This is a genomic window from Streptomyces sp. NPDC004647 (assembly GCF_040609575.1).
Classification (GTDB): domain Bacteria; phylum Actinomycetota; class Actinomycetes; order Streptomycetales; family Streptomycetaceae; genus Streptomyces.
Genome location: NZ_JBEXKU010000028.1, coordinates 40,555 through 64,075, shown reverse-complemented (window position 1 = coordinate 64,075; position 23,521 = coordinate 40,555). Strand labels below are relative to the sequence as shown.

21 protein-coding genes, 2 pseudogenes and 1 riboswitch are annotated in these 23,521 nt (G+C 69.9%); of the genes and pseudogenes, 13 read left to right on the top strand and 10 right to left on the bottom strand.

All coding sequences use genetic code 11. From position 1 onward, the window contains the following. The first annotated feature begins 37 nt into the window (after positions 1-37). Positions 38-1,807 (top strand): DUF3556 domain-containing protein, encoded by a 1,770-nt coding sequence (locus ABZW18_RS15130; protein ID WP_356187200.1) that lies wholly within the window; start codon positions 38-40, stop codon positions 1,805-1,807. Continuing rightward, positions 1,800-2,324 (top strand): annotated as a pseudogene (locus ABZW18_RS15125) (FAD-dependent oxidoreductase); the annotation flags it as partial. The gene ABZW18_RS15130 and the pseudogene ABZW18_RS15125, both read left to right, overlap by 8 nt. A 63-nt stretch (positions 2,325-2,387) precedes the next feature. Here ABZW18_RS15125 and ABZW18_RS15120 read toward each other — a convergent pair. Beyond that, positions 2,388-3,248, bottom strand: a complete 861-nt coding sequence (locus ABZW18_RS15120) for a bifunctional 5,10-methylenetetrahydrofolate dehydrogenase/5,10-methenyltetrahydrofolate cyclohydrolase (protein WP_356187197.1) — start codon at positions 3,246-3,248, stop codon at positions 2,388-2,390. A 24-nt stretch (positions 3,249-3,272) separates the two neighbouring features. Continuing rightward, positions 3,273-3,360: riboswitch (ZMP/ZTP riboswitch) on the bottom strand. A 183-nt stretch (positions 3,361-3,543) separates the two neighbouring features. Between ABZW18_RS15120 and ABZW18_RS15115 the strand changes: the two genes are divergently transcribed. The 3 genes from ABZW18_RS15115 to ABZW18_RS15105 all read left to right on the top strand — a co-directional run bounded on the left by ABZW18_RS15115 (position 3,544) and on the right by ABZW18_RS15105 (position 5,845). Then, entirely contained in the window at positions 3,544-3,900 is a 357-nt protein-coding gene (locus ABZW18_RS15115; RefSeq protein ID WP_356187195.1) for a VOC family protein, read from the top strand. Between the two features lie 423 nt (positions 3,901-4,323). Beyond that, complete coding sequence (locus ABZW18_RS15110; protein WP_356187193.1) at positions 4,324-5,001, top strand: UdgX family uracil-DNA binding protein; 678 nt, start codon at positions 4,324-4,326, stop codon at positions 4,999-5,001. A gap of 64 nt (positions 5,002-5,065) precedes the next feature. Then, on the top strand, positions 5,066-5,845 hold the full coding sequence (locus ABZW18_RS15105) for a DNA-formamidopyrimidine glycosylase family protein (protein ID WP_356187191.1): 780 nt from the start codon (positions 5,066-5,068) through the stop codon (positions 5,843-5,845). A 43-nt stretch (positions 5,846-5,888) separates the two neighbouring features. Here ABZW18_RS15105 and ABZW18_RS15100 read toward each other — a convergent pair whose 3' ends face one another. The 4 genes from ABZW18_RS15100 to ABZW18_RS15085 all read right to left on the bottom strand — a co-directional run bounded on the left by ABZW18_RS15100 (position 5,889) and on the right by ABZW18_RS15085 (position 7,919). Further along, positions 5,889-7,061: a methyltransferase domain-containing protein gene (locus ABZW18_RS15100; RefSeq protein ID WP_356187188.1), complete on the bottom strand. Its 1,173-nt coding sequence runs from the start codon at positions 7,059-7,061 to the stop codon at positions 5,889-5,891. After that, positions 7,058-7,210 carry a hypothetical protein gene (locus ABZW18_RS15095; RefSeq protein WP_356187186.1) on the bottom strand — a complete coding sequence of 51 codons (153 nt, stop codon included), beginning with the start codon at positions 7,208-7,210 and terminating at the stop codon, positions 7,058-7,060. Before ABZW18_RS15095 ends, ABZW18_RS15100 begins: the two co-directional genes overlap by 4 nt. A 221-nt stretch (positions 7,211-7,431) precedes the next feature. Next, the gene (locus ABZW18_RS15090) at positions 7,432-7,674 is read right to left on the bottom strand and encodes a hypothetical protein (protein ID WP_356187184.1); all 243 of its coding nucleotides are present in this window, start codon (positions 7,672-7,674) and stop codon (positions 7,432-7,434) included. Then, positions 7,671-7,919, bottom strand: a complete 249-nt coding sequence (locus ABZW18_RS15085; RefSeq protein ID WP_356187182.1) for a hypothetical protein — start codon at positions 7,917-7,919, stop codon at positions 7,671-7,673. The genes ABZW18_RS15090 and ABZW18_RS15085 overlap by 4 nt, the downstream gene beginning before the upstream one ends. Positions 7,920-8,062: 143 nt before the next feature. Here ABZW18_RS15085 and ABZW18_RS15080 point away from each other — a divergent pair, with 143 nt between their 5' ends. Further along, positions 8,063-9,421, top strand: coding sequence for a hypothetical protein (locus ABZW18_RS15080; RefSeq protein ID WP_356187180.1), 1,359 nt, complete (start codon positions 8,063-8,065; stop codon positions 9,419-9,421). An 18-nt stretch (positions 9,422-9,439) separates the two neighbouring features. Here ABZW18_RS15080 and ABZW18_RS15075 read toward each other — a convergent pair. Then, a pseudogene (locus ABZW18_RS15075) lies at positions 9,440-9,550 on the bottom strand (NUDIX hydrolase); the annotation flags it as partial. 201 nt (positions 9,551-9,751) lie between these two features. On the opposite strand from ABZW18_RS15075, the gene dnaE reads away from it, so the two are divergent. The 6 genes from dnaE to ABZW18_RS15045 all read left to right on the top strand — a co-directional run bounded on the left by dnaE (position 9,752) and on the right by ABZW18_RS15045 (position 16,363). After that, positions 9,752-13,342: a DNA polymerase III subunit alpha gene (gene dnaE, locus ABZW18_RS15070; protein ID WP_356187177.1), complete on the top strand. Its 3,591-nt coding sequence runs from the start codon at positions 9,752-9,754 to the stop codon at positions 13,340-13,342. Next, entirely contained in the window at positions 13,339-13,689 is a 351-nt protein-coding gene (locus ABZW18_RS15065) for a DUF6300 family protein (RefSeq protein ID WP_356187175.1), read from the top strand. Before dnaE ends, ABZW18_RS15065 begins: the two co-directional genes overlap by 4 nt. 90 nt (positions 13,690-13,779) lie before the next feature. Then, positions 13,780-14,049 carry a hypothetical protein gene (locus tag ABZW18_RS15060; RefSeq protein ID WP_356187173.1) on the top strand — a complete coding sequence of 90 codons (270 nt, stop codon included), beginning with the start codon at positions 13,780-13,782 and terminating at the stop codon, positions 14,047-14,049. 57 nt (positions 14,050-14,106) lie between these two features. Further along, positions 14,107-14,742: an ABC transporter ATP-binding protein gene (locus tag ABZW18_RS15055; RefSeq protein ID WP_356187170.1), complete on the top strand. Its 636-nt coding sequence runs from the start codon at positions 14,107-14,109 to the stop codon at positions 14,740-14,742. Next, complete coding sequence (locus ABZW18_RS15050) at positions 14,739-15,602, top strand: metal ABC transporter permease (RefSeq protein WP_356187168.1); 864 nt, start codon at positions 14,739-14,741, stop codon at positions 15,600-15,602. The genes ABZW18_RS15055 and ABZW18_RS15050 overlap by 4 nt, the downstream gene beginning before the upstream one ends. Continuing rightward, positions 15,560-16,363 (top strand): zinc ABC transporter substrate-binding protein, encoded by an 804-nt coding sequence (locus ABZW18_RS15045; RefSeq protein WP_356187165.1) that lies wholly within the window; start codon positions 15,560-15,562, stop codon positions 16,361-16,363. The genes ABZW18_RS15050 and ABZW18_RS15045 overlap by 43 nt, the downstream gene beginning before the upstream one ends. 55 nt (positions 16,364-16,418) lie before the next feature. Here the strand turns inward: ABZW18_RS15045 and ABZW18_RS15040 are convergent, their stop codons facing one another. Continuing rightward, a complete protein-coding gene (locus ABZW18_RS15040) occupies positions 16,419-18,104 on the bottom strand; it encodes a class I adenylate-forming enzyme family protein (RefSeq protein WP_356187162.1) in 1,686 nt (561 codons plus the stop codon). Next, positions 18,101-19,894: a CoA transferase gene (locus ABZW18_RS15035; protein WP_356187159.1), complete on the bottom strand. Its 1,794-nt coding sequence runs from the start codon at positions 19,892-19,894 to the stop codon at positions 18,101-18,103. Before ABZW18_RS15035 ends, ABZW18_RS15040 begins: the two co-directional genes overlap by 4 nt. Before the next feature lie 143 nt (positions 19,895-20,037). Here ABZW18_RS15035 and ABZW18_RS15030 point away from each other — a divergent pair, with 143 nt between their 5' ends. Then, the gene (locus tag ABZW18_RS15030; protein WP_356187256.1) at positions 20,038-21,222 is read left to right on the top strand and encodes an acyl-CoA dehydrogenase family protein; all 1,185 of its coding nucleotides are present in this window, start codon (positions 20,038-20,040) and stop codon (positions 21,220-21,222) included. Between the two features lie 87 nt (positions 21,223-21,309). Here ABZW18_RS15030 and ABZW18_RS15025 read toward each other — a convergent pair whose 3' ends face one another. Together ABZW18_RS15025 and ABZW18_RS15020 are read right to left on the bottom strand one after the other, a co-directional pair. Continuing rightward, positions 21,310-22,362, bottom strand: coding sequence for a sugar ABC transporter permease (locus tag ABZW18_RS15025; protein ID WP_356187156.1), 1,053 nt, complete (start codon positions 22,360-22,362; stop codon positions 21,310-21,312). Then, the gene (locus ABZW18_RS15020; RefSeq protein WP_356187254.1) at positions 22,359-23,492 is read right to left on the bottom strand and encodes an MFS transporter; all 1,134 of its coding nucleotides are present in this window, start codon (positions 23,490-23,492) and stop codon (positions 22,359-22,361) included. Before ABZW18_RS15020 ends, ABZW18_RS15025 begins: the two co-directional genes overlap by 4 nt. Positions 23,493-23,521: the final 29 nt, after the last annotated feature.

The following is a 23,521-nucleotide window of genomic DNA, read 5'->3' as shown; positions in this document are numbered from 1 at the left end:
CCCCCTCCCGCCCCCGCGCGAGAAATGAAGGTTCGTCATGGGCTTCATCACCCCGAATCCGGCCGACTTCGACCTGAAGGAATGGCGGTCGCAGCCGTATCTGCGCCGTATCCGCCCGCTCGCCCAGCACTGGGCCGAGCACGGCTTCGGCACACCGGGGGCGGTGTACGTCCTCTACGTCCTCAAGATCGCGGGCTATGTCCTCGGCGGCGTGGCCGTCACCGCCGCCACGCCGGGGCTCGGGCCGGTCGGTGACGTCGCGTCCTGGTGGACCGAACCGATCGTCTACCAGAAGGTCGTGGTCTGGACGCTGCTGTACGAGGTGCTGGGTCTGGGCTGCGGATCGGGCCCGCTGACCCTGCGCTTTCTGCCCCCGGTCGGCGCCTTTCTGCACTGGCTGCGGCCCGGGACCGTCCGACTGCCCCCGTGGCCGGGCAAGGTGCCGCTCACCCGGGGCACCCGCCGCACGGCGGTCGACGTGGCACTGTACGCGGCGGTCATCGTCTCGGCGGTGTGGCTGCTGTGCTCTCCGGGAACCGCCGGCCCGGCGCCCCAGGGGAACACCGTCGGCCTGATCGATCCGGTCCGGCTGATCCCGCTCGCCGCCGCTCTCGGCCTGCTGGGGCTGCGCGACAAGACCGTCTTCCTCGCCGCCCGAGGCGAGCAGTACGGGCTGACGCTGCTGGTGTTCTGCTTCCCGTTCACCGACATGATCGTCGGGCTCAAGCTCGTCATGCTGGCCCTCTGGTGGGGCGCCGCGACCTCCAAACTCAACCGCCACTTCCCGTTCGTCGTGGCCATCATGATCAGCAACAGCCCGCTCCAGCGGGTCAAGTGGCTCAAGCGCAAGCTCTACCGCGGCTACCCGGACGACCTGCGCCCGTCCGGGCTGTCCGCCCTGGCCGCCCACTCGGGCACGGTCATCGAGTACTCGGTGCCTCTCGTGCTCCTCCTCTCCGACGGCGGCGTCACCACGACCGTGGCCCTCACCATCATGGTCGTCTTCCACCTCCACATCCTGTCCACCTTCCCCATGGGCGTTCCGCTGGAGTGGAACGTCTTCTTCATCTTCTCCGCGCTGTTCCTCTTCGGGCACCACGCCGGGACCGGGCTGTCCTCGCTGCACTCCCCGCTCCTGGCCGCCCTGCTGCTGGTGTGCCTGGTCGCCGTCCCGGTCCTCGGCCATGTGAAGCCCCAACTGGTGTCGTTCCTGCCCGCGATGCGCTACTACGCCGGCAACTGGGCGACGAGCACCTGGTGCTTCCGCAAGGGGACGGAGCAGCAGCTCAACGCGCACATCGTCAAGGCGGCCGGCACGCCCAAGGACCAGCTCACCCGGCTGTACGGAGAGGAGATGGCCGAGGTGATGCTGCACAAGGGCATGGCGTGGCGGTCCATGCACAGTCACGGCCGGGCGCTCAACGGCCTGCTCCCCCGGGCCCTGGACGACACCGAGGCGTACGACATCCGCGACGGCGAGTACATCGCCGGCACGGTCCTCGGCTGGAACTTCGGCGAGGGCCACCTGCACAACGAGCAACTGCTGGACGCCGTACAGGAGCGCTGCCGGTTCGCCGAGGGCGAGCTGCGCGTCATCGTCCTCGAATCGCAGCCCATGCACAGGCAGCGCCAGCACTACCGCGTCATGGATGCCGCAACAGGCCGCATCGAGGAGGGCTACGTGGAGGTGAGGGACATGGTCGCCCGCCAGCCGTGGCTGGCCGACGACGATGCGACGATCCCCGTCCGGGCCGTCGACGGCAGCTCGCAGCCCGCCGGCGCGCAGGTGGCGACGGCGCATGAGTGACGCCATCGTCGTCGGGGCCGGCCCCAACGGGCTGGCCGCCGCCGTCGCCCTGGCCCGGCAGGGGGTGGCCGTCACCGTCCTGGAGGCCGCCGAGGAGATCGGCGGCGGGACCAGGTCCGGCGAGCTGACCGTCCCCGGGGTGCTGCACGACCACTGCTCGGCGGTGCACCCGATGGCGGTCGGCTCCACGTTCCTGGAGTCCCTGGGCCTGGGCCGGCACGGCTTGGAGTGGATGTTTCCCGAGGTCGACCTCGCACATCCGCTGGATTCCGGCGCGGCGGGGGTGATGGTCCGCTCGGTCGAGGAGACGGAGGTCCGCCTCGGCGCGGACGGTCCGGCCTGGCGCCGGCTGTTCGGCCCGCTGGCCTCCGGCTACGACGCGCTGTCCGAGGACGTCATGCGGCCGCTGCTGCATGTGCCCCGGCACCCGTTCCGGCTCGCCCGGTTCGGCCTGTCCGCGATCCAGCCGGCCACCGCGGTGGCCCGCCGCTGGCGGACCGACGAGGCCCGCGCACTTGAGCGGTGCTTGCCATGCGCTGGTCGAGGCCCTGACGGATGCTGCTTCCGCCAGGGCCTTTGATCAGCCCACGCCCAGCTGTCGTGCCGCCGCTGCGACTGTCTGCTCGAGGAGGACGGCGATGGTCATGGGCCCGACGCCTCCCGGGACCGGAGTGATCAGACTCGCCCGGTTCCTGGCGGACTCGAAGTCGACGTCACCGACGTTGCCCGGGTTGTATCCCGCGTCGATCACCACTGCACCGGGCTTCACATAGCTGCCGGGGATGAAGCACGGTCGTCCTACCGCGGCCAGCAGAACGTCTGCTTCCCGCACGATCGAGGAGAGATCGGAGGTGCGCGAGTGGCAGTACGTCACCGTGGCGTCGCGTGCGAGCAGGAGCATTCCCGCGGGCTTGCCCAGGATGGCGCTGCGCCCCACGACGACCGCGTGCTTGCCTGCGATGTCGACGTCGTACTCGTCCAGCAGGCGCATGATTCCCTCGGGAGTGCAGGACACGAAGCCGGGCAGACCGAACCCCATCGCCGCGAAGGATTGCATCGTGACCCCGTCGACGTCCTTCTCGGGAGCGATTGCTTCGAACGCGGCGCGTTCGTCGATGTGGGGCCCCACCGGGTGCTGAACCAGGATGCCGTGCACACCGGGGTCCTGCGACAACTCGGCGACGGTGTCGACGAGGCCGCTTGTGCCGACCGAAGTGGGCAGAGCCACATGGCGTGACCGGATGCCCCCCTTCGCACACCTGGCACGCTTCATACGGACGTAGGCCACGGAAGCCGGATCTTCCCCGACCAGCACCGTCGCCAAGCACGGTGCCGTCCCGGTGTGCGATCGGATGTCCGCAGCGGCTGCGGTACTGCTCTCGACGATTCGGCGGGCAAGGCCGCTGCCGTCCATCAGGCGAGCTGTCCGTGTCTGGGCCATGTGCCACTCCTGAGCCTCACGGTGGTGGATTGCCCAGGCGCACGGCATCGACAACTGCTGTCAGACCGCTCCCCGGTGGTACCCCACCTCAGCGCCAGTCACGGCCCACCGCTCACCTTAGTAGACGCTGCTCGAAGTGAGAGGTCCGTCCAGGGACCTGTTGCCGGTAGCGGCTCCCGCGATCACAACGGCATTCGTCGGCCCGGCGGTTCAGCGGGTAGCGTCGCGGTTCATGAGTGCGGAGGAGCAGCAGAGTGCCAATCAACATCGCGGCCCCGTAGGCCGGTTGGTCTTCATGGTGCTTGACGCAGCGCAACGGGACACGGTGGCCCACTTCTGGAGCGACCTCCTCGCCCTGCCACTGCTCGACCGGGACTACCCGGCCACCGGACCGATCGCACCGGGCGCCCCGGGCCTCGCCTTCCAGCAGTGCCGGCCGCCCGAATCGGGCCGCAACCGGTTCCACATCGACCTGGCCGTCGACGACTTGGAGGAGGCGACCGACCGGGTGGTTGCGGCAGGCGGTTCGCTGGTCCGCGAGGTACTGGACGGCGACCACCCCTACCGCGTGATGCTCGACCCGGAGGGCAACGAATTCTGCCTTTCGAAGGGCCTGGCCGGTCCGGAGGACCCAATGTCGCCCTCTGAATGATCTCCGAGTAGATGCGAGTGTGGCCGATCCCCTGCCGGCTGGGATCGTCCCTCCGGCGAGCGGACCCGCCTGACCCGCTGCGTTGCTCGCGGCGCAGGAGGACAGGACCGACGAGGCGTTCCAGGACCTCAGGGATGCCATCCGCATGGAGGAGGAGACCTGACGCGAAGCCGTCGGTTCTCTCCGGTCCGGGTGCGTGTGGGTGTCTTCGTCGATGCCGTTCCGGGGTGAGGACCGCCCGGCGTCACACCCATTGCTTCCGCCTTTCAACGACCCCGGCAAGGAAGTGTGCGACAAGGTCCCGCGACTCTGCGCGGTTCAGCGCAGGGACTCACCCCACTGGAGCCGGACAGGGATGAAAGCCAGCATTCCGGGTACACCTGGGCCTCTGGCGAGTCCGTTTTCCGAAGGTGGGTGAGCGTCATGGCCGACGGGAGGTCGGAGCGCCCCGGAAAGCCTGGGAAGGCAGCGTACGACTCGGCCCCGTACGTTCCGGAAGGATCCGATCTGCAGGCGTTGCGGCAGGCCGCCGCCGGGTGCCGGGGCTGCCCGCTGTTCGAGAACGCTACACAGACCGTGTTCGGCGCCGGGAATCCCGAGCCCCGTCTCGTACTCGTGGGGGAACAGCCGGGAGATCAAGAGGATCAGCGGGGAGAGCCCTTTGTCGGGCCCGCCGGCCGGCTCCTCTCGAGGGCTCTGGACGATGCCGGCCTCGACATGCGCGATGCCTATGTGACCAATGCGGTGAAGCATTTCAAGTTCGTCCGGGACGAGAGGGGAAAGCGGCGAATCCACAAGCCGCCGACCCTGCGGGAGGTGGCTGCCTGCCGCCCATGGCTGGAGGCTGAGCTGGACGTACTGGCCCCGGAGATCGTCGTGACGCTCGGGGCCACGGCCGGTAAATCGCTGATGGGGAGTTCGTTCCACGTCACTCAGGAGCGGGGCGTGCTGCGGCCCATGAACGGCGCAGCGGGCACCGACTCACGACCGCAGCTGGTCGCGACCATCCACCCCTCGGCAGTGCTGCGTGCCAGGGACCGGGACAGCGTGTACGGCGGGCTCGTCTCGGATCTGACCGTCGTGGCTCAGGCACTCGGCTGAAGGAGACTGCGCGCGACCTGCGTCCTACGCAGTCCGACCGCGCCAGTGACCGGAGGTGCAGCGGATGCCCGAACTTCCGGACGTGGAGTGCTTCCGCCGGATTATGGCCGACTGCGCCCGAGACCGGATCGTCGAACGCGTCGACGTGGCCGACGCCGGGGTGCTGCACGGGGTCAGTAAGCAGCGGCTGAAGCGTGAACTGGAGGGCAGCCGGTTCGGCGAACCGTGGCGCCATGGAAAGTGGCTGATCGCTCCCAGCGACGGCACCACCGTGATCCTGCATTTCGGAATGACGGGAAGCCTTCTCTGCTGCTCGCGGGACGACCCGCCGGAGGCCCACGACCGAGTGATTCTCACGCTCGGCAACGGCCGACAGCTGCGCTACCGGGACCAGCGCAAGCTCCAGGGTCTTCGCGTCGCCGGCTCGGACGCCGCCGTAGAGAAGATCCTTGCCTCACAGGGGCCGGACGCACTCACCATCAGCCGAAGCGAGTTCAATACCGCCCTGGAGGGGAGGCGCGGCCGGATCAAGGGGGTGCTGATGGACCAGTCGGTGATGGCCGGGCTCGGCAATCTCCTGGTCGACGAGATCCTCTGGCGCGCCCGGGTCGCTCCGGCGCGGCGCGCCGATGGGCTGGCCGAACACGAGCGCCGCGACGTCCACACCGCCATGGGCCGGGTCCTCCGATCCGCGGTACGCGTGGGGTGCGTCCCTGCCCGCCGGTCGTGGCTCACCGGTCACCGCGATGCACCGCACCCCGCTTGCCCCCGTTGCGGCCAGCCGCTGCGCAGGGACCGCATGTCCGGCCGCACGACGGTTTGGTGCCCGCACTGCCAGCACTGATACGGCAGGCAGGTCCGCTGAGCGCGCGGCTGCGGGGCACACGTCACAAGGCCCATGACTGCGCCGGATCGTCCAGCCAAGCCCGCTGGCCTTCCGGCGTGACAGTGAGGCCAAACCGGGTGTGCTCCGGTTTGCCACGGCTGACCCACCACCGATACGCCGCCTCCACTTCGTCCCACAGTCGACGCGGCCCCGATTGGTAGACCGTGGCGTCCGGCTCGCCGCTGCGGAACACGGCGGCTGCCCATGACCGGCTCGCCAGGTCGAAGAACCACGCCTTGCCGGTACCCGCCTCGGTCTCGTTGACGACATGGGCGCAGTCGGGCACGCGTAGCCCCAAAGCGAAGTGTGCGGATTCGTAGCGGCCCCCCAGGTCCGCCAGAGTGACCGGCGTTCTGGACACGTCGGCGTCGCCGGGGAACTCCGGGACGTGCTCCCGGAACCGGTTCCAGTCGAGGCGTTGATTCCGTAGCTTCATGAACTCGACCATGCGGAGGAAAGGCCCTGACGCGCTGCCGTCCTCGTTCACGATCAGCCGGACCAGCGCGTCTTGATTGCTGTAGTGGGTGCCCCAGGGCGCAAGGATGATCCCGCCCGGCCGCGTCTGTTCCAGCCAGCGCGGTGGAACGGCTCGCACTCCGGCGGTCACGATCAGGCGGTCATAGGGTGCCCCGTCCGGCCAACCGTCCCGGCCGTCCCCTTGGACTACCTCAGGGCTGAGTCCGGCGTCCGTCAACGCGCCTCGGGCCTGCTGCGCGACCGCCGGGTCGATCTCGACGCTGACCACGTGTCCGGTGCCCAACCGGTGGGCGAGGAGTCCGGCGTTCCAACCGGTGCCGGTGCCCACTTCCAGCACTCGCATGCCATAGCTCACGTCCAGGTCCCGCAGCATGGACGCCACGACTGACGGCATGCTCGCCGAACTGGTCGCTACCGACCCCGGCTCTGTGCCCGTGTGCTGTTCGTCGTCCCACTGAGTGATCAGCGGAACATTCGAGTATGCGGCCTGTTCCCATCCGCCGGGGTCGCCACTCCTGGAGACGGACACACTGCGGCCGGTCGCCATGTCGTGCGCCCAGAACAGACCCGGCAGGAACCACGATCGCGGTACGGCCCTGAACGCCTCCGCCCACGCAGGCGTCAAGGCTCCGGCTTCGAGGAGGGACCGCGCCAGCTCGTCACTGGCGCGGCCTTCCTGCTCAGAGCTGAGCGTCACTTGCGGTGGCCCCCATCACCGGGCGGCATGTCACCGTCCGGGGGCGGCGGCGGGGGCGGCGTCCAAGGGGTGCCGGGGTGTCCGTCGCCTCCGTCCCCTCCACTTCCGCCTCCGCCGTCGGCAGCGGTGATGATCTGCACGTTTGTCATGTCGTGCTCCTCCCTCTCTGTCAATCGGTCAGGTAGTGCCTGCTCTTGCTGACCCGCCCGGCTGCCTACCGTCCTCACCGATACGAGGGGACAGCCGGGGGGCGTTGGAGGCCCGCCCTGGACGGGGACGGGGGAACCACTGCCCGCCGGGGGTGCGAGCCTTCCCGTCCAAGGCGGACCGGTCTAGGGGACAGAAAGTCCGCAGTGCGTGACTGCGCAGATCACGGCTTCATCCAGGTGCGCCAAGGGCGGGTGATGATCTCCCGGTAACTGTGGTGCGCGGGGTTACGCCCCGAGTGGCTGAGCGCCCACCGCTGCGGGTCGGCCCAGTCCTCGTCCCCGCCCGAGTGCTCACCGCACACAGCGCACTGCATGGCATAGGTGATCAACTCCGCATCAGGCTCACGATCCGGCTGAAGCGTCCACTCCTTGAGCGCAACGACCGCCGTGACAGGCTGGATCACTTGCCCCACCGAGACCCTTCATTGCGCTCGGCGAGACGAACACTCAGCTCTTCGCGCGCCGTCAACGGCCGAACCCGATCAGGCTCGGCGTCCCACTCCTTGCCACCGCCTACAGGTCGCAGCTGCACGTACGGGCCTTGGTAGCCCATCACGACGCCGACGCGGTTCCCCTCCCCAACGTCCTTGACCAGAGCACCCAGCTGAGGCCGCTCGTTGGTCGCTGCTGTCTCCCGTGCACTGCTCATGAAGCCCGCCTTGCTCTGCATGGTCGTATCCGTGGTTGATCGCCTCTGTGCACTACGCAACCGCACGGACACGCACAGCGGTACCGTTACAGGGACGGCAGAACTTGAAGGACTTGAAAGTTCGAGTTCGCAGGGAGGGCACCATGTCGAAGCGCCGGCCCAACGAGTCTCTGGCCCGCCTGCTGGACGAAGCGGACTGGACGTATCGGCAGTTCGCGGCGGCCGTGAACCGGGCAGGTGCCGAGATGGAAGCCCAGTTCCGATACGACGAATCTGCGGTGAAGCACTGGCTGGACGGAACGATGCCGCAGAAGAAGGCACGGCCAGCCATCCTTGAAGCGCTCTCGGGACGCGTCAGACGGCCAATCACCCATGAGGAAGCGGAACTTGGCGCACCACCGGTGGTGGCCGGATTGGACGGAGCGCCCGGCCAACACCTGGACAATGTTGAGGGACTTGTCGTTACCGGAAGGGCAGACATGGACCCATCTCGGCGCAAGGTCCTCGGCAGCGCGCTCTACTCTGCCGCGCTTGTCGTCCCCAGCTATGACGATGTGCTGGGGCGTTTGGAGCATCGGGCCACCGGTCGAACGGTGAGGATCGGCACGGGTGAAGTCGCAACAGTCCGTACCATGACCGATCGAATCGCGGACATCCTCGACGAGCTGGGGGGCGGACACGCTCGCCCCATGGCCGCGGCGTTCCTCGTCAACACCGTGGCGCCCTATTTGAAGGCGGACGCGTCCGAAGCCGTGAAGAAGGACATGCTGGCCGCCGCTTCTGATCTTGTGTACCTCACGGGATGGATGGCCATGTACGAGAAAGCTCATGGCCTGGGCCAGCGCTACTACGTCCAGGCCCTCGAACTGGCTGGGGCTGCGGAAGACCACGTGACCTACTGCCGCACGCTACGCGGCATGGCCCTACAGGCGGCCAACCTGAAGCACGCAAACAAGGCTCTCGAACTGGCCGACTCGGCCGCCGAAGCAACACCAAAGGCAGGGCCCCGCCTTCAAGCCTTCCTTCGGGGCCAGCAGGCCCACGGCGCGGCCCTCGTTGGGGATCGCACCCTGGCCTTGAGCCGTCTGGCGGAGACGGAAGCCGCTCTGTCGAAGGCGGACGACCGGCGCGATGCCGTAGGTGGCTACGACCAGTCCGCATACCTCTTCCACGTGTCCAGCGTCCTCTATGCCCTGGGTGACGTTCCCGGATCGGTCAAGGCAATGAAGGCATCGAACCGCGCACGCCCCCCCATGGAGCGCCAGGGGAGCACTCATGCAAACGGCCTCCTCGCTCAACGACAGCTCGAAATGGGTCATCTTGAAGCGGCGTGCTCCACGTGGAACAGGTTCCTCGACGACTACGCGAGCCTGTCCTCGGTGCGAGCAGATGAGCACTTCGGCATCATGCGGCGTCGCATCCGTCCGCATTTGACGAACGGCCACGCGCGGGAGCTGAACGAGCGGGCCCGCGAGGTGGCGCGACAGAAGGCTGCCGCCTGACCGATCTGGTGCTCCGTCGGGGGGCCCGAGGTGCATGGCACCGTCCGCGCGGAATACGTGGTGCTGCGAGTCCGTGACCCCGTTCGCAGGCTCGGTGTGGATCAACGGCTTCATGGGGCAGGCGCGCCAAGCCCGTCTCTTTCTCGACCTCGCGAGCCACCGGGCGACCGGCTACCCGGGGCAGGTACGCGACAACTTTCCGTGAAAGATCGAGGTCATCGTCCGCCCTGTTTTCGATCATGCTCGGGGGGCACCGGGCACGGCGTTTCGCGAGGCGCCGAGGGATAGGGTGGAGCCTTCCCACGACCCGCCTCGAAAGGTGCCTGCCCGGTGGCCGACAGCTTTGTTCACCTGCACAATCACACCGAATACTCGATGCTCGACGGTGCGCAGCGGCTTGAGCCGATGTTCGCGGAGGTCGCGCGTCAGGAGATGCCGGCGATCGCCATGAGCGACCACGGCAACATGTTCGGTGCCTACGAGTTCCAGCAGGTGGCCAAGAAGTTCGACGGTGTGAAGCCGATCATCGGGATCGAGGCGTACGTCGCTCCGTCCTCGCGTCGCAACCGCAAGCAGGAGTTCTGGGGGCCCGGCGGTGTGCGGGCCATGTCGGACGACGGCGAGGGCTCGAAGGACGTCTCCGGCGGCGGCCGCTTCACCCATATGACGATGTGGGCGCGGAACGTCGAGGGCCTGCGGAACCTCTTCTACATGTCGACCGAAGCGTCGTACACCGGGCAGTTCCCGGCCGGCAAGCCGCGTATGGACATGGAGCTGATCTCCGAGCACGCCGCCGGTGTCATCGCGACGACCGGGTGTCCGTCGGGAGCGATCCAGACCCGGCTGCGCCTGAACCAGTACGACGAGGCGCGGGAGGTCGCGGGGGCGTACCAGGACATCTTCGGGAAGGAGAACTACTTCCTGGAGCTGATGGACCACGGCCTGGATCTGGAGCGCAACGTCCGTGGCGGCCTGCTGCGCCTGGCGAAGGATCTCGACATCCCCCTGCTGGCGACGAACGACGCGCACTACGTCCTCGAGGAGCACGCGGACGCGCACGACAACCTGCTGTGCATCGGCGTGGGCAAGAACAAGGACGATCCGAACCGGTTCCGGTTCAACGGCAGCGGCTACTACCTCAAGACCGCGGCCCAGATGCGGGACCTGTTCTCCGAGCTGCCCGAGGCCTGCGACAACACCCTGCTGATCGCGGAACGCATCGAGTCGTACGAGGAGGTCTTCAGGCCCGAGGACGAGATGCCGCAGTACCCCGACGTGCCCGAGGGCGAGACCCAGGAGTCGTGGCTGCGCAAGGACGTCCTCAAGGGCTTGGAGATGCGCTACGGCTCTCCGATCCCCGAGCACGTCATGGAGCGCTTCGAGACCGAGATGAAGGTCATCGGTCCCATGGGCTTCAGCTCGTACTTCCTTGTCGTCGCCGACATCTGCCGGCACGCCCGCGACAACAGGATTCCCGTCGGCCCCGGCCGTGGATCGGCAACCGGTTCGATCGTCGCGTACGCCACCCGCATCACCGAGTTGTGCCCGCTGGAGCACGGCCTGCTCTTCGAGCGGTTCCTGAACCCCGAGCGCATCAACCCGCCGGATGTGGACCTCGACTTCGACGACCGTCAGCGCGATGCCATGGTCCGCTATGTCGTCGAGAAGTACGGCGACGCGTACACCGCCATGGTGAACACCTTCGGCAAACTGAAGGCGAAGAACGCGATCAAGGACACGTCGCGACTTCTCGGCTATCCCTTTTCGCACGGTGAGCGCATTACCAAGGCGCTGCCCGGCGACGTGATGGGCAAGTCCATCCCGATCAGCGGGATCTTCGACGAGAACCACCCCCGCTACGGCGAGGCCGGCGAGATCCGGGCGCTGTACGAGAACGAGCCGGACGTCAAGAAGGTCGTCGACGGGGCCAAGGGCGTCGAGGGCCTGATTCGCAACACCGGCGTGCACGCGGCCGCGGTCATCCTGTCGAAGACCATGCTCACCGACCGCATTCCGCTCCATATGCGCGCCAAGGACGGCGTCAAGATCACGGGCTTCGACTACCCCAGCTGTGAGGACATGGGGCTGGTCAAGATGGACTTCCTGGGTCTTCGGAACCTGGGAGTCATCGACCAGGCGATTCAGAACATCCGTGAGAACCGCGGAATCAACATCACCACGGACACCGTCCCGCAGAACGGTGACCAGCCAATCCCGCTGGACGACGCCACGACCTTCCAACTGCTCGCGCGCGGCGACACCTTCGGTGTGTTCCAGCTCGACGGCGGCGGCATGCGGACCCTGCTGAAGCTGATGGAACCCTCCCGGTTCGAGGACATCGCGGCGGCGCTCGCCCTGTACCGGCCCGGCCCGATGGCAGCGAACGCGCACACCAACTACGCGCACCGCAAGACCGGCCGCCAGGAGATCGAACCGATCCACCCGGAGCTGAAGGACGCCCTCGAAGGCATCCTCGGCAATACGTTCCACCTGCTCGTCTACCAAGAGCAGATCATGGCCATCGCCCGGCAGCTCGCCGGCTACACCCTCGGCGGCGCCGACCTGCTGCGCCGCGCGATGGGCAAGAAGAAGCCGGAAGTGCTGGCCGCCGAGTGGGAGAAATTCCACGGCGGGATGAAGGACAACGGCTATTCCGAGGAATCCATCAAGGCCCTGTGGGACGTCATGCTCCCGTTCTCGGGCTACGCGTTCAACAAGTCGCACACCGCCGGCTACGGGCTCGTCTCCTACTGGACCGCGTATCTCAAGGCGAACTATCCGGCCGAGTACATGGCCGCGCTGCTCACGTCGGTGGGCGATGACAAGGACAAGGCCGCCGTCTACCTGGCCGATGCCCGCAAACTGGGTGTCCAGGTACTTCCTCCGGACATCAACGAGAGCGTCGCCGACTTCACCGCCATCGGAGACGACGTACGGTTCGGTCTTCGCTCGGTGCGCAACGTCGGCGAAGGCGTCATCGAGTCGCTGGTCGCCTCCCGCAAGGCCAAGGGCAAGTTCGCGTCCTTCCCGGACTTTCTCGACAAGGCCGATATCGCGGCCCTGAACAAGCGGGCCGTGGATTCCCTGATCAAGTCCGGTGCCTTCGACTCGCTCCAGCACACCCGCAAGGGCTTGTGCACCGCGCATGAGAGCGCCATCGACGCGATCATCCCGGTGAAGAAGGCCGCCTCCTTCGGGCAGGACGACCTCTTCGCGGGACTCGGCGGAGCAAGCGACGAGCAACCCGCTTTCGGGCTGGACTTCCCCATCGGTGAAGACGAATGGCCCCGGAAGGTCCTCCTCGCAACGGAGCGCGAGATGCTCGGCCTGTACGTCTCGGCGCACCCGCTGGACGGCACCGAGCACATCCTGTCCCGCAATCGGGACACCACGATCAGCGAGCTCCTCGGCTCGGGCCGAAGCGAGGGCAGCGTACGGCTGTCCGGCCTCATCACCGGTGTCGACCGCCGGATGACCAAGCAGGGCAACGCCTGGGCGATCATCAACCTCGCCGACCGGGACGGCGAGATGGAGATCCTCTTCTTCCCGGCCGTCTACAACCTCGTTCAGCACGCTCTGATCGAGGACAGCGTGGTCTCCGTCCAAGGCCGGCTCAATGAACGGGACGGTGTGGTCAACATCTACGGCCAGGAGATCCAGGTGCTGGATGTCTCCTCCGCCGAGCACGGGGGCAGGCCTCCCGTGCAACTCTCCTTCCCCGCCCACAAGGTCAACCAGCCCACTGTCAGCGAGCTGAAGCGCATTCTCACGGCCCACAAGGGTGAGAGCCCGGTACGGATGCGTGTCCAGACACCCTCCAAGACGATCGTGTACGAGCTGGGTTTCCTGGTCGACCCGACCTCGGTCGCTTCCGACATCAAGGGCACCTTCGGCGCGGACGCATGGCAGGGCGTGGCGTGAGTGGCCGGGTAGACGGGATCGTCCTGCGGATCACCGATCCGCCGAACTGTGCGCGGTGCGAAGGACCGGGGCTGCTCCTGGCCCGGTTCCCGGACTCGTGGAAGAACGCCCGCAGCGAGGACGTGCGGGGCCTTCGTGAAGCAGCGCTGTGCCCTGCGTGCGATCGCGGCGGAGCGGCCGCTGATGAGCTGCTGGCACTCTTCGCCGTGGACGACCAGGTCGGGCTCTCCAACGCCGAGTTACTCGGCGAACTCGTTGCGGAATGGGTGGAGTACCTGCGCCACCGGAAGGTCGACGCGGCTCTCCTGGATGAGGAACACGGGCGCTGGGAACGCGGAAACCTGTAAAGCACGGGCGCGCGCCGGCGGAGGACAGTCCCGTCGGCGCGCGCCGGTGAAACCGCAAGACCGCGGCGATTCTCACTCGGGGAGCTACCCGTGTCCGGCACAACCCGGGCGCGCATCACGCGCCGCACCGCCGCTGTCACCACCGCCGCTCCGGCGTCCCTCCGCGCCGTCGCCGTACCGGCGGCAGCCCATGTGGAGGTCGAGGCGGAGACTCCCGCGCACTCGACCGGACACTCCGGCCAGAACTTCTTGAACAGCCTCCCCTCCCCCGCCAGGCGCGCGAAGGCCGGCGGCCGGATGCGTACGGGATCGAATTCCCGGCGCACGGGAACTGGCTCCTCCCGCCGTTCGACTCTCTGATGAGCGGGAGTTGGGGCGCTCTGCCCTCCCGCATGTCTGGAAGACGAGGGAGGTGTGATGAGCGGCCTGGATGTGCGGATGCGGGAGGTCGGCTGCCGTCATGGGCGGGTGGATGCCGTCCGTTGCGTGGATATCGACATCGCGGCCGGCGAGAGCGTGGCGCTGACCGGCACCAACGGCTCCGGGAAGACGACGCTGCTGCGTGCGGTGCTCGGGCTGCACCGACAGGTGCACGGCGAGATCCTGGTCGGCGGCCGGGGCGTCCGGTCGGCGGCCGAGTGGGCATGGCGGCGGCGGGCCTGTGCGTGGATTCCGCAGAAGCCGGCCGCGGGCCGGTTCCCGCTGCTGGCCGGGGAGCTGTTGACCAGCAGCGGCGCGCCGGCAGAGGCAGCTGATATCGCGGACAGGCTGGGCGTCGGCCGGCTGACCGACCGGCCGCTGGACACCCTGTCCGGGGGGCAGTTGCAGCGCATGTACCTGGCCCGGGCGGTCGGCTGTATCGCCGCTGGGGCCGGGGTGCTGCTGGCGGACGAGCCAACCGCGGCTCTCGACTTCTCCGGTCAGGAGGAAGCGGCCGATGCGCTGCTCTCCCTGCCGGTCACGCTGGTCGTGGTGACACACGACCGGGCGCTGGCGGACCGTTGCGACCGGATGCTGGAGATGGCCGCGGGACGGCTGCGGGAGGTCCGGTGACACTCGCCACCGACGTCGGCGAACTGCTGCACCTCGTACCCGTGCAACGGGCGGGCTTTGCCCTGCTCCTGGCGGCCGTCGGCCTCCCCGTGATCGGAGTGGTGATCGTGGGGCTGGACATCATGCCGGTGCGTTTCGCGATGATGCATGTCGCCCTGCTCGGCATCGCGATCGGGATGCTGACCGGGCTCGACCCGGCACTGTGCGCGCTGGTCGCCTGTGCACTCGCAGGCGCGGGAGTCGCACCTCTGGCTCGCACGCCTGACGGCCTGTCAGGGGCGATGGGACTGCTGATGAGCCTGGCCATCGCGGCTGCCCTGCTGGTGCTGGCGGTCTCGGGGGTCAACGCCTCGGGGGCCTTCTCGCTGCTCTGGGGATCAATTCTCTCGGTGGGCACCGCCGACCTGGTGGTGCTCGGGATACTCGCCGTCGTCGTGCCCGGCCTGTTCTGGTGGCGGCGGCGCGATCTTGCGCTGCTGCTCTACGACCGGGAGCTCGCCCTGTGCTCCGGGGTGCCGGTCCCGAGGCTGACGTTGATCCTCCTGGTCCTGGTCGCTGTGGCGGTCGCAGGGGCGATCAAGCTGACCGGGGCGCTGCTGGTCGATGCGCTGACTCTGCTGCCCGCGCTGGCCGCACGACGCCTGGGGCGCTCCCTGAAGTCGATCACCGCCTGGGCGGTGGCCATCGGCGTGGTCGTCAACCTGACGGGCTTTCTCGTCGCCCTTTCCATGGACCTGCCACCGGGGCCGGTCCTTGTCCTGACGGCGGGGGCTGCGGTCCTCGGCGTGCATCTCATACCCGAACGGAGAATCACCTCATGGCGCCCAACCGCGTCCGCTTCGCACCCTTCCTCGCACTGACCGCGAGCCTTGCCCTGACCGCCGGGTGCGGCAGCTCCGACGCCTCGCCCTCCGACGAAGGCAAGAACCCCCGCGACGGAGCGCCGGTGGTCGTGGCCACCACGACGTGGGAAGGCGGGTTCGCCAAGGCCGCAGGTGCCGATGATGTGAAGGTCATCGTGCCGCAGTCGGCCCAACACGCTCCCGACTACGACCCCAAGCCCTCCGACCTTGCGGCCGTGGCGGACGCCGATTTCGTGCTGTACGCGCCGTTCGAGCCGTACGCCGAGAAGATCAAGGAGGCCGCCGGCTCCGATGCCGAACTGGTCGAGGTGAACCTCGACAACGACGCCGACAAGACCACCGCCGAAGTGGCCCGTCTCGGCAAGCTGTTCGGCACCGAGGACGCCGCAGCCCAGTGGAAGAAGACCTTCAACTCCGAGTACGGCAAGCTGCGGCGGGAGCTGAAGCAGGCGTGGCCGGGCGGAAAGACACCGACCGTGGCCGCTCAGGTCTTCTCCGCCTGGTCGGCCGAAATGGCGGGCGCGGATGTCGTCGGGACCTACGGCCCGGAAGCCGTGACGGCGAGGCAGCTGTCCGAGCTGTCGGCGAAAAGGCCTGCGCTGGTGCTGGACAACGCGCACATGTCGACGGGGACGGTGCTGCCCGACGCGGGCGCGAAGCAGGTGGAGATCGTCAACTACCCGGGCAAGGACCTGGACCTGCTGCCGGTGTACCGCGACGCCGCGGCGGCCGTGAAGAAGGCCATGGCCAAGTCCTGAGCAAGAGCGGGAGCGGGGGCCGGCGGAACGTCCGGCGGGCCCCCGCTGCGTACGGTCAGACGGCCTGCGCCACCGGGGCCGCGCCCTGCGCGTCCGGCTGCCAGGGCCCGGTGAACCTCCCCCGCAGCGCGGCCCGGTCCGGTTTGCCCGCCGGGGTCAGGGGCAACGCCTCCAGGGCCAGCAACCGCTCCGGGTGCTTGCGCCGCTCGAGGCCACGGTCGTCGAGGTGGGCGCACAACTCCTGGAGGGTGGGAGCGTGCCCGCCGCGCGCCACGACGCAGGCCGCGAGCCGCTCGCCCATCAGCGGGTCGGGGACACCGACGCACAGCACGTCCCGTATCTCGGGGTGCGTGGCCAGTTCGATCTCGACCTCCGCCGGGCTGATGTTGGCGCCGCCGCGGATCACCACGTCCTTGAGCCGGCCGACGACCCGGAGGGTGCCGTCCCCCTCCATCAGGCCGAGGTCCCCGGTCCGCACCCATCCGTCCGTGGTGCGGTAACGGGAGTTGAGCTCTGGGGCGCCGACGTAGCACAGCGGCGTCATCGGACCGCGGGCGACGATCTCGCCGATGGTGCCCGTGGGGGCCTCCTCCATTTCCCGTGCGTCGGGGATCGCTATCCGTATGTCTGCCACGCGCGGGTCCGGTCGGCCGGTGATCAAGCCCGGCCCCTCCGCACGTACGGGCTCGTCGGCAAGGCCCGTATGGCAGTTGACGCCGTCGGCGGAGCCGTAGAGGTTGATGACGGGGCATCCGAAGGCTCGGCGCGCCTCCTCGGCGGTGGCCGCGTCGAGGACCGCGCCGCCGAGCACCAGAGCGGTCGGCGAGGGGCCGTCGAGGGGAGCTTCGCCGAGCCGGTCGAGCATCATGCGGACCATGGTCGGCACGCCCAGCACGTGGGTCGGCCGGTGCTCGGCGATGGCTGCGAGGGCGGCCTCGGGCGTGAACTGGTCGAGCAGGATCAGGGTTCCCCCGTGCCGGGCGAGCGCGACAGCGGTGCCGTTGCTGCCGAACGCGGAGGCGAGGGGCACGAGGAACAGGCAGCGCAGCGGTTCCCCGTCGCGCATCAAGGAGGCCAGGAAGTTGCCCCGGCCGCCGGCGAGCGCGTTGTGCGAGTACGCCACCATCTTCGGCTCGGCCTCCGATCCGGAGGAGACCAGGATCCGAGCCGCGGAGTCCGGGTCGGGCCGGGCCGCGGTGAACGCGCTCCCGTCCGAGCGCAGCAACTGGGAGAGCGGGACAGCGCCTTCGGGGGCGGTGCCGGGTCCGGCGGCGATCACCGTGTGCAGGGCGGGCAGTTCATCGGCGAGGGCGAGCACGTCGGCGGCGTGGCGGTTGCCGCGGTGGTCGGCGGCCGCGATCACCGCGACCGCTTCCGCTCGGCTCAGCAGGGACGCGGCCTCGCGTCCGCCGCGGCCGACGGGGAAGGGCAGAGCGATGGCGCCGAGCGCGGCAAGGGCGAGGTCGGCGATGACGGCGTTGCGCCCGTTGGGGAGCTGGATGCCGACCACGTCACCCGGCTTGATGCCGAGGCCGGCGAGGCCGACGGCCAGACGTCGCACCTTCCGGTCCAGGGCGGTGTAACAGAGCCGGCCTTTGGCGTCGATGACAGCGGTGCGGTGCAGGTCGGCGATCTGGCGGGCCCGGTAGAGGCTGTAGATGTCGAGGTCGGGGCAAGTGCCGTCGACGGCCCATGAGCGCCGCAGTCCGGCGGGCAGAAGGTCGTGCAGTTCGATGGTCATGCGAAGCTCCAGGGGTCGGGAACGGCGGGGGCGCCGTGTGCGTCGCGGCTGAGCACCCCGGCGAAGCGCGGGTCGTCGTGCAGGGCGGCCAGGTCGGCGGTGACGGCGGTCGCGGTCAGGCCGTGCGCGCGCAGTCGCTCCAGTGCCGCTTCGGTCGGCAGTCCGCGCAGGTCGTGGTGGGCAGCTTCCGCCGCGTAGGCATCGGCTGGAGCGATCCAGCCGTCGGCGGTGGGCAGGGGGCGGCGGAACCCGGCGGGGCGGCGCGGCTCGAGCCCCTGAGCCGCTCTGCGCAGCGCGGGCGCGGTGAGCAGATCGGCCGCGCCGAGGAGGGAGGAATCCACGCGGGCGCCACGACCGGTGCGTTCGCGCAGCAGCAGACCGGCCAGCACGGCCTCGGCGCCGAGCAGCCCGCCGAGCACGTCGAGCAGCGTCATCAGGGACGGCGCGGGCGGCTCGTCCGCGGGCCGGGCGGCCTCTCCGACGCCGGTACGGGCCTGGACCATGAAGTCGGTACCCATCGGGGCGCCGGGCAGCCGCCCCGCCCAGCCGCTGGTGTAGGCGTAGACGAGACCGGGGTTGGCACGGGTGAGGTGCTCCCGGTCGAGTCCCAGCTGGGCTGCCTTGCGCGGGGCCCAGTTATGGAGGAAGACGTCCGCCCCGGCCGCCATTTCGCGCAGCCGTCGCCGGTCCGGCTCGGACTTGATGTCCACCTCCACGGCCTTCTTGCCCCGGTTGAGGGCGAGCCATCGCGCGGAGATCCCGGAGCAGGCGGGCGGCATGCCGCGCAGCGGGTCACCGCCCGGCGGCTCGATGCGAATGACGTCGGCTCCCAGGAGGCCCAGCAGGTGTGCGGCGAGCGGGGCCTGGATACGGCGCCCGGCCTCCAGTACGGTCAGGCCCGCGAGCGGGCGGTCCGCCGTTGGCGGCACGCCGGCGGGACGATGTCCGGCTTCGTGGGAGGCCAGCGTCCATGGGGGTGCGCCGTCGTTCTCGACTGCCCGTTCGGCGAGTGAGGTGAGGGGGCACAGGTCGGCACCGGCAGCCCGAGCGGCATGCCGTATCTCCTGCCAGGAGCTGGACCGGGCCGTGGTGTGCAGGACCTGGGGGAAGGGCGCGCAGGCCGTGGCGTAACGGAACTGGAAGGGCCGCCAGCCTGCCCGTATCGCGTCCTCGGGAGCCTCGAGCGCGCGCCAGAAGGCCGCCCACACTCCGGGGTCCAGGGTTTCGAGTTCGAAGAGGGTGCCGTCCGCCGCCGTGAAGGGGGGCCCGCCCGCCGCGAGTTCGGCTGCCTCGCCTTCCTCGGCCCCGGCGGCGGCCAGGTACTGGGAGACGGCCAGCAGCCCGGCCCTGTCGGCGCTCGTCGCCACCTGTGACGCCCGGCCGCCGCCTCGGGCCTGGGCAAGCAGCCCGGCCAGCAGCCCCTGCACGGTGAGAACCGCGGTCGCGGTGGCGACGTAGTCGACGGCCAGGCCGCGCGGGGCGCCGTCGCGACGCCCGTGCACCGCCATGATGCCGGTGGCCGCCTGGACGGTGGCCTCGTCGGCAAGGCCACTCGCCGGGCCGCCCGGATCCGTCCACGCCACCTGGGCCGAGACCGGACCGGAATCACTCCCCGTGAGGGATATGTGGGCCGGCTCATGGCCGGCCGGGGTGGCGGGAGCTGTTTCTCTCCGGGCTCCGAGCAACTGCAGATGTTGCGCGACGAGACCGTTGAGCTCGGGTCGTCCGGAGGTTTCCAGACGCAGTCCGTCGAGTGGCCGGACTGTCCGCGTGATGGCTGGTGACGTCATGCCTCTCCTCTCCTGGCGCGGCGGTCGCCGCCGCCGGGGATGTTCGGAACGCGGGAACCCGGGAGCCTTCACGCCCGACCAGTTCCACGGAGAGGCAGTCGGACTGTCGTTCCCACGGGTTCCCGGGAGGCTGGAGGAAAGTGGTGGAGAGCAAGGGCGATGCGGCGCGCGGACTACCCGAATGCCCGCCAGGGGTACGGGAGCTGAGCGACCGGGTCGCGACCTTCGTACGTGAGCGGGTGATGCCCTGCGAGCCCCTGCTGGACGGCGGCGGTCCCGCCGCCGCGGCCGCCCTGAGCACACTCCAGCAGGAGGCCAGGACAGCGGGGCTGTGGGCGCTGCCGCTCCCGGTGGAGCTGGGCGGCCAGGGCCTGCCGCTGCGGTCGTACGCGCATCTCGCCGAGGCCGAGGGGGCGAGCGACCACGGACCCGCGGCGCTGGGCTCCTCGACGCTGCTGGACGCGCTCATGCTGAAGCGGCACGGCAGCGCCCGCGTATGCGAGATGCATCTCGGGCGGCTGGTCGCCGGGGAGATCCGGGCCTGTTATGCGATGACCGAACCCGAGACCCCGGGCACCGACCCTTTCCTCACCGGAACTCGGGCCACCCAGGGGGCGGACGGCAGCTGGACCGTACAGGGCCGGAAGTGGTTCACCTCCGGTGCCGCCGACGCCGACCTGGTCACCGTTCTCGCCCGCACCGACGGCGAGCCGGCGGACCGCGAAGGGCTGTCCCTGCTGCTGGTGCCCACCGGTTCGCCCGGCTTCCGCGTGGTGCGCGAACTGCCCGTACTGGGTGCGAGCGGACAGTGGGAGATCGAACTCGACCAGGTCACCGTGGACGGCGACCACCTGCTCGGCGAGCGCGGCAAGGCGCTGGCCGTCGCCGGGGAGCGGCTGCAACTGGGCCGGACCCTGCGCTGCCTGCGCTGGCTCGGCCAGGGCCGGCGCGCCTTCGACCTGATGTGCGAGCGGGCGGTCACCCGCGCCCGGTCACGCGGCCCGCTCGGCGACCTCCAGCTCGTGCAGCGGCACGTCTTCGAGGCGTTGCTCGCCCTGCGCACCACCCGTCCGCTGGTCTTCGAAGCGGCGGCACGCCTCGACGCGGGGCTGGACGCACACGTGGAGGTGGGCCTGGCGAAGGTCGCTGCGGCACGCATGCTCCAGCAGGTGGCGGACGCCGCCATCCAGGTGTACGGGGCAGCAGGGCTCGGTCCCGACACCCCGCTTCCCGCGCTCTTCCGCACCGGCCGCATGGCGCGGCTCCTCGACGGCCCTGACGAACTGCACATCGCATCCGTCGCGCGGCGGGTGCTGCGAACGGACTGACCGAATGGCCGGACCGGCCGTACGCCCGGACCGACCGTACGCCGGGACAGCCCGAACGCCCGGGACGGACGGAACGCCCGGACAGACCTACGCGTCCCAGACGTCGATCAGGCCCGTGAGCACGGCGAGGCCGTACGCAAGGAAGAAGTTGCCCCAGACCAGCTCGTGTTGCGTCGCCGTGCCCAGGTCGAGGTCGTAGCAGCCGTGCAGCAGCATGCCGGGCGGGCGGTGCGCGCCGGGCCCGGTCACGTGTGCGCGGACCAGGTTCTCCAGGGTCGTCACCGCACGCTCGTACCACCAGGACTCGTCCGTCGCACGGGCGAGTTTCAGCAGAGCGACCGCCGTGATCGCGGCGGCCGAGGTGTCGAGCGGGCCGTCGGGGCGCGCCTCGTCGGCCAAGGGGACGGGCACCGGCCCCGGGGCAGCAAGGTACCGGGCCCGGCCTGCGAACTCGCCCGGGCCCAGGTGGTGCAGTGCGTCGGCCGCTGCGAGCAGCAGCCAGGCGCGGCCCCTGCTCCAGCCCGGCGGCGGAATGTCGCAGGCACTCCAGCCCGCCGCCGCATCGAACCGCCACGCAGGCCGCAACGCTCCCTCCCCGAGGCACAGCTGGAGATGTCGGCGCAGATGCGATCCGGCCGCCGCCACGCCGTCCGGGCCGGCCCCTGCCAGCAGGGGCACCATGCCGGGCACCCCGTCGGCGCGGGCAAGCAGACGCGGTCCGCCGAAGGCGGACCCCCAGGGCACCAGACCGAGTCCGGGTTCGACGGCGTCCAGACAGGAACGGGCCGCCCGGTCCCGCAGCCGGGCTGCCTGGTCCTCTCCCCCGGGACCGGCAGCGAGCGCCGTCCCGTACCAGAGGATCAAACCCCGTGTGGCGGTATCGGCTTCGGTCCAGTCCGCCAGGCGGCCCGTGCACTGCGTCGCGGCGTCGCGGTCGGCTTTCTCCCCGGTGTGCAGAGCGCGCAGCCACAACAGCCCCGCCCAGAAACCGCCGGTCCACGAGCCCCGGCTCGTGGTCGTCCAGCGCCCGCTGTCCGGCTCGGCGAACAGCGGGAACCGGCCGCCCACTTCGGCCCGGGTGGCCACGACCCGCTCCAGGACCGTCGCAAGGGCCTGCTCGGCCCACAGGGGCGTGCTCATGCCCGCACCATGGCGTGCTGCCGCCGGTCCCGCACGGCCCACAGCACAGCGGTGGCACAGGCCCCCGCGAACTCCGCCGCGACCAGCAGCCAGCCGGACCCGTAGTGCCCCGTCTCCGCCAGCAGACCGAACAGCGGCGGGCCGACCGCGAACCCGGCGAAGAACCCCGCCGAGACCAGCGCCGAGTCCTGCCCCGCCCGGCCGGCCGCCGCACGCTGCATGACCAGCACCATGGACACAGCATTGCCCGCGACTGCGAAGACCCCGACGGCCACCGCCGCCACCCACACCAGCGGGTGTACGAAGGAGGCGCCCACCAGCAGCAGCGCCGCCCCCACCGCTCCCGCCGCCAGTCCACCGGGCAGCCATCTGGCACGTCCGGGATGACCGGCCACCTTCGACCAGCCCACCCGGCCTGCGATGCCCGCGACACCCAGCACTGCCACGAGCGCACCCGCGGCGGTCGGCCCCAAGCCGAGCCTCTGCGCGCCGAAGAGCGCCAGATAGGTGTTGACCGACGCAGTACCGCAGCCCAGCAGCAGAGAGAAGACCGTCAGCCACGCGATGGCGCCACGCGGCACCATCGACGAACGCGGACCCGGCGACGCCGCAGCCGTCGGATCCGGGGGCAGAGCGCGAACCGCCCAGACAGCCGCCACCACCGCGGCCCCCGCCGCCGACCACACCGCTCCCCGCCAGCCGGCGACTCCGGCCAGCGCCACGAGCGGCAGCCCCGCCGCGAAGGCCCCCAGCTGCACCCCCGACTGCTTCATGCCGGTCACCGAACCGCGCCTCGCAGGCGGCACGGCGGCCAGGATCGCCTTGTTGGTCGCGGGATTCGCCAGCGCCTGCGGCAACCCCCCCAGTGCGACCGCTCCGAGCAGAAACCCGGCACCGGGCGCCGCCCCGATCAGTGCCAGCGCCACGGCGGACACCAGCAGCAGCGCAACGAGACACCGTCGCGGGCCCACTCGGTCCACCACCCGCCCCCCTGCCGGGGAGAGCAGGGCCGCCGTCCCGAAGCCGATCGTCGTTGTCAGGCCCAGAACCGTGGGAGAGATACCCAGTTCATCGACGAGCCGCGGCCCCAGTGCCCCGAGAAGGAACAACTGCATCATCGAGAACGCCATGGCACAGGTCAGCAGCGCCGTCACGGGCC